Here is a 6,900-nt window from a genome sequence, read left to right as displayed (position 1 = left end):
CGGCGCTCACCTGCGCCCAGCAGGCTTGCGCGGCGGACCGCACTCGAGCCGAAGCGGAGGGCTGCCCGGTCGACCGCGCGGTCGGCGTCGGGCCAGCCCGGGTCGCGCTCCCCGAGCACCAGCTGCCGGGAGTCGCCCCCCTGCCGGGCCCGCAGTCCCTCGACCCGCACGCCGACCAGCCGGACTGCCGGTCGCCGCGGGGCCATGGCGTCGAGGAGCAGGTCGAGCAGGGCCACCGCGACGTCGTACACCTCCTGGGTGACGTCGGTGGGCTCACGCAGGGTGCGTGACCGGTTGACCGTGGTGAAGTCACTGAACCGGACCGTGATGGCGACGGTGCGGCCGCACTTGCGTGCGGAACGAACGCGCGCGGCGACCCGGCTCACGAGTCGCAGCAGCTCGCGATGGAGGGCGCGGCGATCGCGGATGTCGACGGCGAGCGTGTGCTGGGCGCCCATGCTCCCCTCGGGCTCGCCCTCGCCGAACCCGAACACCCCGGCGCCGCCGGGCACCAGCTCGCTGCGGTCGGTCCCCCACACCAGCGTGTGCAGGTGATGGCCGAGGTGGCCGCCGACCATCCGCTGCAGCTGGTCGACCGGGAGGGCGGCCACGTCACCCACCGTCTGGAGCCCCAGCCGCAGCAGGCGCTGACGGGTCGCCTCGCCGACGCCGTAGAGCACGCCGACGTCGAGCGGGTGCACCTCGGCGACGATCCGGTCCGGGGAGATCACCCGGACCCCGTCGGGCTTGGCCTGGCGGCTCGCGAGCTTGGCCACCGAGATGGACGCGGCGATGCCGACCGAGCACGTGATCTGGTGCTGGGCGTGGATCCGCGCCCGGATCAGCTCGGCGATGTCCTCCGGTGGGCCGAACAGCCGCACCGCTCCCCGCACGTCGAGGAACGCCTCGTCGAGCGATGTCACCTCCACCAGCGGCGTGATCGTGCGAAACGTCTCCATGATGGCTCGCGACACCGGCGTCAGGACGGAGAAGTCCGGCGGCATGGTGACCGCGTGGGGACACAGTCGGCGCGCTTCGGTGCCGGACATGCCGGACCTGATCCCGAAGCGGCGCGCGGGGTAGTTCGCCGACAGGACGACACCGCGGTGGCCGCCGCCGACGACCACCGGCACGTGGTGCAGCTCGGGTCGCTCGCGGATCATCACGGCCGCGTAGAACGCGTCCATGTCGACGTGGAGGATCGGGCAGACGGGCGGTGCGGTCATCGACCGACCGCCCAGGTGTCACTGCCAGCGAGCGAGCACGTGCAGCTGCGCGGCGAGGTGGAAGTACTCCGGGCGCTCGGCGACCGCGCGCTCCAGGTCGATGAGGGCCGCGACCGCACCGGGTTCGATGTCGACCAGCGCTGCGGGCACGAGGTCGGTGAAGACCCGCACCCCGTGCATCGTGGTGGTCGCGAAGCCGGCGCCGGCGAGCAGCTCCTCGATCTCGCCCAGGGCGAAACGACGGCCGGTGCGGTGGTCGACCGTCTCGACACCGTCGAGCAGGGCGCGGGCCTGCGCGAAGTTCCCGGACATCGCCCGTGCGAGGACGGCAGCGTGGCGCTGCCCGACCACGAGGCTGAGCAGTCCACCCGGCCGCAGCACCTGCGCGATGTGGTCCAGCGCGAGCACCGGGTCGACGACCTCGAGGACCCCGTGGCACAGGACAACGTCGGCGCTGCCTGCGCCGACGACATCGACCAGGTCGGTGACGTCACCCTGCAGGCCCGAGACCTCCAGGTCGGCCTCCTGGGCGCGTCGCCCCAGGGCGGCGAGGGCATCGGGACTCGGGTCGACGACGCGCACCCGGTGGCCCGACTCGGCCAGGCGTACGGCGAAGCCGCCGGTGCCGCCGCCGAGGTCGACCACGTCGCGGGGGCCGTCGGCGAGGGCCGCTTCGAGCGCATCCCAGACGACGGCAGTCCGCACCGAACCACGCTGCTCGCGAGAGGCCATGCGGGAAACACTAGTGGGCCCGGGGACGGATCAGCCGACGGCCCGGACAACCAGCTGCTCACCGACGGGGGCGTGCGGGGTCAGGCCCAGGGCCTGCTCGACCAGGGCAAGGAAGCGATCAGCGTCGCGGACCAGGTCATCGGCTTCTCGCGGCGACGCCGCACGGGAGGACCCTGCCTCGGCGGCGGCACGCTTGGTGGCCCCGGCCGCGAAGAAGGTCGCCCACTCCCCCATCTCGGGCGCCACCTCGGCCAGCAGCACCCACGCGTTCTTCTGGTGCCGCATCCGACCCGTGGCCGGGCGCGCCCGCGCCGACAGCAGGGCGGCGGCCGCCCGGAGCGCCGCGACGTGGGCGCAGGCGTAGCGCGTGGCGACGTCGCCGGCCGACACGGCCTCGCTGAGCGACTGCGCCGCGCGAAGGAGGTAGTTGTGGGTGGTCGCCGGCAGGGTGTGCGGGCCGACCTGGAACGAGGGGGCGAACTGCTGGTCCACGGAACGGTCTCCTTCGAACGAAGTTCGAACACTTGTTCGAACGATTCGAAGGTACACCCCGGCTCCGACACGACGTCAAGAGTCGGTCAGGAGTCGATCAGGAGTCGATCGGGGCCGTGTCCTTCTGCGCCAGCTCGCGACCGGCGTCGCGCACGAAGTGGTGGCTCTGGGGGTGCCAGATGAAGACCAGCGTCACGGCACTGAGCACCGCCGCAGCGATCGCGGACCACTCGACGAGCGTCGGCGGGTCGGTCCGCACGGTCGCGACGGTGACCACGAAGATGCTGACGACGATGCAGGCCAGCGAGTGGCGCGCCCAGTTGTTGCCCGTGCGGAAGAGCGCGATCAGCGTGGCCGCGAGGACAGCCGTGACGCCGTACAGGACCAGGATGACGGGCACGAACTCGACGGGCTGGACGGTGCTGTCACCGACCTGCATGGGCGACCAGACGGCCCCGAGGTCGTCGCTCTTGACCACGACCATCACGCACACGAGCGCTCCGGCCGCCAGCAGGAACCACAACAGCCAGCAAGCGAGCTCGACTGCCGGTGGTCTCTTGGTCATCGTTCCTCCTGCATCAGCGGGCTGTCCATCGGCGGGCGGGCCCGGTCGATAGGGTCTCCCCATGTCGGCCGACCACCCCTCGATCGCCCGGTTCCGCGAGGAACACGAGCGCCTCAGCGGTAGCGGGGAGATTGTCATTCTGCCCGACACGGTCCACACGGCCGCACTTGCGGCCGAGGCGCTCGGCTGCGAGGTCGGTGCGATCGCGAACAGTCTGCTCTTCGATGCCGACGGAACTCCCGTCCTCATCCTGACCTCGGGTGCCCACCGGGTCGACACGGCGCTCACCCGCGAGCGGATCGGTGGCGCGGAGCTGCGACGGGCGAAGCCGGACTTCGTGAAGCAGCACACCGGCCAGGTGATCGGCGGGGTGTCCCCCATCGCCCACCCGGCGCCGATCGCGACCTACCTCGACTCATGGCTCAAGAAGTACGACGTCGTCTGGGCCGCCGCCGGTCACCCGGCCGCGGTCTTCTCGACGTCGTACGACGAACTCCTGGCGCTGACCGGCGCCACCCCGATCGACGTCGACTAGGACGGACACCCATGGCACGCATCGTCGTCATCGGAGGTGGACTCGGTGGCATGGCCACCGCCGCCCGCCTTTCCAAGCAGGGCCACGAGGTGGCGCTGCTGGAAGCCGCCGGCCACCTCGGCGGCGCGCTCGCGCCCGTCCACCAGGACGACTTCACCTGGGACGCCGGGCCGACGTCGACACTGGTGCCGGCCGCGCTGCGCGACCTGTTCCGCAAGACCGGTCGTCCGCTCGAGACCGAGCTCGGGTGCGACCTCGAACCGCTCCCCGTCCTGCGCGAGCACCGCTTCGCGGACCGGACGTCGGTGCAGGTTCCCGGCGGTTCGCGTGCCGACCAGATGACCGCGATGGACACCCTCGGTCCCGGCCTCGGCGAGAAGTGGGCCCGCCACGTCGACGTCTATGGTCCGGTGTGGGACGTGCTGCGCAAGCACTACGTCGAGACACCCTGGGATCCGCGCACGAAGGGTGCCGTCCCCAAGGACCTCGACGACCTGTTCGACATCCGCGAGACGCTGTACAAGCGACTGCGCCACGACTTCCGCGACGAGCGCCTGGCGCTGATCGCCGGACACCTGGCCATCGCCGAGGGCCACGACCTCCGCAACACCCCCTCCTGGGTGGGCGTGACGTCGTACCTCGAGCAGACCTTCGGTGGCTGGCGGATCCCCGGCGGCATGCGTCGCCTGCTCGAGCTGCTCGAGGCGCGCCTGACGCTGCGCGAGGTCACCGTCCGCACCGGCACCGAGGTCATCGACCTGGTCATCCGGGAGGGGCGCGTCGTCGGTGTCCGCACGGCTGAGGGCGAGGCCGACGCAGACGCCGTGGTCGTCGCGATCGACCCGCGTCGCCTGCCGTCCCTGGCGTCGTACGTCGAACGCACCATGCCGGCCATTCCGCCGGTCGTGGCCCACCTGGGCCTGGAGGGAGACGTCCCCGACCTGTCGCACGAGATCGTCTTCCACGCCGAACCGCTGATCACCGTGCGGCCGGGCGGGGAGGCACCCGAGGGCGGTGCCGCGTGGACGCTGCACGGTCGGGGCAAGATCGCCGAGGACATGGTCGACGCGCTCGTCCGGCACGGCATCGACATCCGGGAGAACATCGTCACCCGCGTCGACCTCTCGCCGCGCGACCTCGTCGAGCAGTGGCGCGGATCGCCGCTCGGCGTGCTGTGGCAGGGCCGTGGCACGGTCCGTCACCGCCTCGGCCCGACCACACCCGTCCAGGGCGTGTACGTCGCCGGCGCGCACGGCGCACCGGGCGCCGGCGTCCCGTTCGTGACGCAGTCGGCAGCGCTCGTGGCGAGCCTGATCGGCCCCGCCTGACGCCTTCGGACCGGCCGGTCAGACCGTGATCTGCAGCGCTTCGAAGATCTCGAGCGTCGCCTTCGACCGGTTGAGCGTGTAGAAGTGCAGGCCCGGCGCGCCACCGGCCAGCAGCTCGTGGCAGAGCTCGGCCGCGACCTTGATGCCCTCGGCGCGAACGGCGGCAGGGTCGCCCTCGAACGCGGCGATCCGCGCGACGATGTCGTCGGGGACGCTGGTGCCGATCAGCTCGCCCTGGCGACGAATCGCGCTCAGGTTCAGGATCGGCATGATGCCGGGCAGGATCGGGATGTCCGCACCGCGGGCACGGACGCGCTCGACGAGGCCGAAGTAGTCCTCGGCGCGGAAGAACATCTGGGTGACGGCGAACTCGGCACCGGCCTCGGCCTTGGCGACCAGGACGTCGGCATCGTGGTCGAGCGACGCAGCGGACGGGTGGCCCTCGGGGAACGCAGCGACGCCGACGCGGAAGTCACCGCGCGAGCGCGCCAGCTCGACGAGGTCGACGGCGTAGTTGAGGCCACCCTCGGTGGGCGTCCAGTCGGCGCGCGGACCCTCCTGCGGGTCACCCCGCAGCGCCATCACGTGGCTGACGCCTTCGGCGACGTAGGAGTCGAGGATGCCCTCGAGCTCCTCGCGGGTGTGCCCGACGCAGGTGAGGTGGGCCATCGGGACGAGCTCGGTCTCGCGGGCGATCCGGCCGGTGATGGACACCGTCTTGTCGCGGGTGGCGCCACCGGCGCCGTACGTCACGGAGACGAAGGTGGGGCGGTAGGGCTCGAGGGCCCGGATCGCGTCCCAGAGCTGGGCTTCGCCCGCGTCATCCTTGGGGGGAAAGAACTCGAACGAGAAGGACCGTCCGCCATCACGGAGGATCTCGCCGAGGGAGCGCCCAGCACCGGTAGTCATGGGCGGAAGTCTAGATGTGGCGGGCACGGCAGGGGGCATCGTCTCGACTTCCCGACACCTCACTAGGCTCGGGCAGGTGAACGAGCAGGCGTGGGACCCGACCAGTTTTCGCACGACGGTCCAGGCCACGGTGGATGCGTTCCTCTCCGAGCAGGAAGCACGCCTCGCTCCCCTGGGCACCGACGCCACCCGGCTGATGGCCGAGGCCCGGGCACTGGTGTCCGGCGGCAAGCGGTTCCGTGCGGCGTTCTGCCACTGGGGCTTCGCCGCGATCGCCGGCATCCCGCACGGCACCGAGGCCGAGGCCGTCGGCCGCGCCTCCGCGTCGCTGGAGCTGCTGCACGCGAGCGCCCTGGTCCACGACGACCTGATGGACGCCTCCGACACCCGGCGCGGACGTCCCGCCACGCACCGCGGCTTCGAGGCCGAGCACCGCGCCGACGGATGGCGTGGTGACGCGGAGCAGTACGGCGCCGCGGCAGCCATCCTTCTGGGCGACCTGCTCCTCTCGTGGGCCGACGAGCTGCTGCGTCGCTGCGGCCTGGACCGGGACCGCGTCGGTCCGGCACTCGACGTGTTCGACCTGTGCCGCTCGGAGGTGATCGCCGGCCAGTTCCTCGACGTCTCCGTCCAGGCGCGCGGCCGCGCCAGCGTCGAGCAGGCGATGACGGTGCTGCGCTACAAGTCCGCGAAGTACTCCATCGAGCGACCGCTGCACGTCGGCGCCGCACTCGCCGGGGCCGACGCCGCCACCCTCGACCTGCTCACTGCCTTCGGACTGCCGCTCGGCGAGGCGTTCCAGCTGCGCGACGACCTGCTCGGCGTCTTCGGCGACCCGGCCACCACGGGCAAGCCGGCCGGCGACGACCTCGTCGAGGGCAAGCGGACCGTGCTCGTCGCGCTGGCGCTCGACGCCGCTTCGCCCGCCGACGCTGCTCGCCTGGACGCAGCGCTGGGCACGGCCCTGACCGAGGCCGAGGTCGCCGAGCTGCGCACGGTCATCGACGGGTGCGGGGCGCGCGAGCAGGTCGAGTCGATGATCGAGGAGCTGACCACCCGCGCGGTGGCGGCACTCGATGCCGGCCAGGCAGCCGGCAGCTGGAACGCGCAGGC

At 72.1% G+C, this 6,900-nt stretch carries 8 protein-coding genes; 3 read left to right on the top strand and 5 right to left on the bottom strand.

The features are described 5' to 3' along the window. The 4 genes from dinB to ACOADB_RS08390 all read right to left on the bottom strand — a co-directional run. Positions 1–1,226 (bottom strand): DNA polymerase IV (dinB, locus tag ACOADB_RS08405; RefSeq protein WP_378597508.1); only part of this gene is annotated, 1,226 nt, incomplete at its 3' end. Between the two features lie 18 nt (positions 1,227–1,244). After that, positions 1,245–1,958, bottom strand: a complete 714-nt coding sequence (locus tag ACOADB_RS08400) for a methyltransferase domain-containing protein (RefSeq protein WP_378597507.1) — start codon at positions 1,956–1,958, stop codon at positions 1,245–1,247. 30 nt (positions 1,959–1,988) lie between these two features. Continuing rightward, a complete protein-coding gene (locus ACOADB_RS08395; RefSeq protein WP_378597506.1) occupies positions 1,989–2,450 on the bottom strand; it encodes an SAV_6107 family HEPN domain-containing protein in 462 nt (153 codons plus the stop codon). A gap of 97 nt (positions 2,451–2,547) precedes the next feature. After that, the gene (locus ACOADB_RS08390) at positions 2,548–3,015 is read right to left on the bottom strand and encodes a hypothetical protein (protein ID WP_378597505.1); all 468 of its coding nucleotides are present in this window, start codon (positions 3,013–3,015) and stop codon (positions 2,548–2,550) included. Positions 3,016–3,076: 61 nt separating this feature from the next. On the opposite strand from ACOADB_RS08390, the gene ACOADB_RS08385 reads away from it, so the two are divergent. Next, positions 3,077–3,550: a YbaK/EbsC family protein gene (locus ACOADB_RS08385; RefSeq protein WP_378597504.1), complete on the top strand. Its 474-nt coding sequence runs from the start codon at positions 3,077–3,079 to the stop codon at positions 3,548–3,550. Between the two features lie 11 nt (positions 3,551–3,561). Continuing rightward, complete coding sequence (locus tag ACOADB_RS08380) at positions 3,562–4,878, top strand: phytoene desaturase family protein (RefSeq protein ID WP_378597503.1); 1,317 nt, start codon at positions 3,562–3,564, stop codon at positions 4,876–4,878. Positions 4,879–4,896: 18 nt separating this feature from the next. Here the strand turns inward: ACOADB_RS08380 and metF are convergent, their stop codons facing one another. Continuing rightward, entirely contained in the window at positions 4,897–5,787 is an 891-nt protein-coding gene (metF, locus tag ACOADB_RS08375; RefSeq protein ID WP_378597502.1) for a methylenetetrahydrofolate reductase [NAD(P)H], read from the bottom strand. A gap of 76 nt (positions 5,788–5,863) precedes the next feature. Here metF and ACOADB_RS08370 point away from each other — a divergent pair. Next, a partial coding sequence (locus tag ACOADB_RS08370; protein ID WP_378597501.1) for a polyprenyl synthetase family protein occupies positions 5,864–6,900 on the top strand: 1,037 nt, incomplete at its 3' end.

Origin of the sequence: Nocardioides sp. CPCC 206348 (assembly GCF_048654705.1) — a bacterium.
In the GTDB taxonomy this organism is placed as follows: domain Bacteria; phylum Actinomycetota; class Actinomycetes; order Propionibacteriales; family Nocardioidaceae; genus Nocardioides.
The sequence above is the reverse complement of the archived record's forward strand: the minus strand, read 5'-3'. Positions and strand labels throughout refer to the sequence as shown.

Coding starts and splice junctions, on each gene's coding strand:
- ACOADB_RS08390 (WP_378597505.1), bottom strand. CDS start 3,015: ATGACCAAGAGACCACCGGCAGTCGAGCTCGCTTGCTGGCTGTTGTGG.
- ACOADB_RS08385 (WP_378597504.1), top strand. CDS start 3,077: ATGTCGGCCGACCACCCCTCGATCGCCCGGTTCCGCGAGGAACACGAG.
- metF (WP_378597502.1), bottom strand. CDS start 5,787: ATGACTACCGGTGCTGGGCGCTCCCTCGGCGAGATCCTCCGTGATGGC.
- ACOADB_RS08380 (WP_378597503.1), top strand. CDS start 3,562: ATGGCACGCATCGTCGTCATCGGAGGTGGACTCGGTGGCATGGCCACC.
- ACOADB_RS08400 (WP_378597507.1), bottom strand. CDS start 1,958: ATGGCCTCTCGCGAGCAGCGTGGTTCGGTGCGGACTGCCGTCGTCTGG.